This is a genomic window from Amycolatopsis sp. NPDC059027, from assembly GCF_042739735.1.
Lineage (GTDB): Bacteria > Actinomycetota > Actinomycetes > Mycobacteriales > Pseudonocardiaceae > Amycolatopsis.
In genome coordinates this window covers 1-2,154 of the sequence record NZ_JBHYIK010000166.1, presented here as the reverse complement: position 1 = coordinate 2,154, position 2,154 = coordinate 1, and the positions used below count along the sequence as shown (strand labels likewise).

Below are 2,154 nucleotides of genomic sequence, written 5' to 3'. Positions count from 1 at the left end.
AAGAAAATTATCATGGTTTTCATAGAAAATTATAAAAATTTCGTTTTCGGCTTGCCGAAAATTTTTGATTCTGCGCCCGCAACTCCGATTTAATACCTTTTTCTGTGCTACCATTTACAAAAAAAGTATTAAATTAGGGGAGGAGTTACTCGGAATGGAAGTTATTCCATCTGCGAATGTGGGGCTAAAGATAAATGAGTGGCACATGTACATAAATCGATTCGATGTTAGAAACGCTGAAAAGGTAAAAGCGGAAGTTGAACAGATGATTGATGTAATGGAAGAAAATCAAGATTTGCTTATATATTATCAGCTGATCGAGTTCAGACACCGTATGATGCTTGATTATTTGTTTCCAGCTGATCCCTCTAAAAAAATCAATAAAGGTGATTATTTAAAAAAGATTGAGGGGAAAGGTAAAAAACTGTCTGGAATGATGGAGTACTACACTTACTTTTTTAAAGGGATGTACGATTTTTCTGTTGGTGAGTACATAAGAGCCATTCAGTCATACAAAAAGGCTGAGAAGAAGCTTTCGAGGGTTTTGGATGAAATAGAGAAAGCTGAGTTTTATTTTAAAATGGCTGAGGTCTTTTACCATATGAAACAAACACATGTATCTATGTATTATGTGCAACAGGCATATGACATTTATAAAAAGCACGATACTTATAAAATTCATCGAATCAAGTGTCATTTTGTTATTGCCGGCAATTATGATGATTTGAGGACTCATGACAGAGCGCTTTCTCATATGAAAAAAGCTTTATTTTTGCTGGATAGTATGGAGGACCATTCTCCTTTAAAGGCAAAAGCTTTGTTGAATATGGGGAATAGTTATAACCAGATGGGAAGCCTTTTTTCGGCTGTACCTTATTATCACAAGGCTATAAAGGCAGCTAAAATAAGCGGAGCGAAGGAAATTACCCAGGCTTATTATGATTTAGCTCTGATTCATTTTAGGAACAATGAAAAGATTGAAGGACGCGGATTCTTTGGAAAAGCAATGGAGCAAGCTGAAGAATTTAACGATAGTCTGTTTCAGGATTTATTAAATGTTCTAAAGGCATTATTTATTGAGACTGGAAGCAGGCAAAAGGTACTGAATGCACTTGAGGAATTGAGAACAGGACAAGGATATCCATATTTTGAAGAGCTAGCTTTAATCGCTGCAGCATTTTATACTATGGATAAGCGCATGGAAGATTCTATATATTTTTACAATGAGATGGTGTGCGCTCAAAGACAAATTCAAAGGGGCGATTTACTGTATGAAGTTTAAAGGTCTTTTTTCAGCGGTCCTTATTGTAAGCCTGTTGGTTGGAGCGGGGTATTCTTTCGTGCACCATGATGAGGTTTCAGTTGCTTCAAGGAATGCAACATGATGAAGAATAAAGAATCGAGATTTTCAACTTGAAGATATGGAAAACAGATCGTTATTGATCTGTTTTTTTTTATTTTGTCATTTTTGCTTTTTTCCATTTTGGCAAAAAAAATGTATAATGATTTTAACAGCTGACACAAAAAATAATGGTTTAAATAAGACCAATAAAAAGACCAAGAAAGTGTTGGCCCACTTTCTTGGTCCAGCTAAAGCTGTGGTTAAAGATAAAGATTAGTCATTGCTATTAGAAAGGGCAAGATCATTTTGGATTTGAATCCAAAAGCGATTTTGTCCTTTTCTATTTGGATGTTGATCTCCAATATGTATTCACCTCACTTTCTTTTTTGAGGCGATTTCTGCCTATATGTTTATTAGTATACTATGTTGTGAGAAAAACACAGAAAAACCTCGAAATTAATTATAAATCTTTTTTTAGAAAAGTTCTTCCCCAAGTTCAATACGTACTCCTAGTAAATCATGCGTTGATTATGTGAGGAGGCTGCGTTGGTCGTATGGAGACTGAAATGATGAAATTTCAAAAAAAATCTCCCCCCTACGGGGGAAGAATGGTTTTGATCTTCATGTTTTAGCTTTTAAAAAAGCCGGCTGTTTTCAGCCGGTCTTTTTCGATTTTGGCGAAGCCGAAATCGGGTCTTTTCTTATCTTGATACTATATAGAAACAACATCATTTGTCAAAATCAGGTCAACGCCTTGTGTGTCAAGGGTTAAACGGCTTTTTGACAGGTAAAAACTCCTTCTGCTATTATTA

Annotated in this window: 1 protein-coding gene; it reads left to right on the top strand. The window is 35.3% G+C overall.

Annotated features, from left to right (window positions below):
* Positions 1-154 precede the first annotated feature (154 nt).
* Positions 155-1,282, top strand: a complete 1,128-nt coding sequence (locus tag ACFWY9_RS44880; protein ID WP_378341771.1) for a hypothetical protein — start codon at positions 155-157, stop codon at positions 1,280-1,282.
* Positions 1,283-2,154 lie beyond the last annotated feature (872 nt).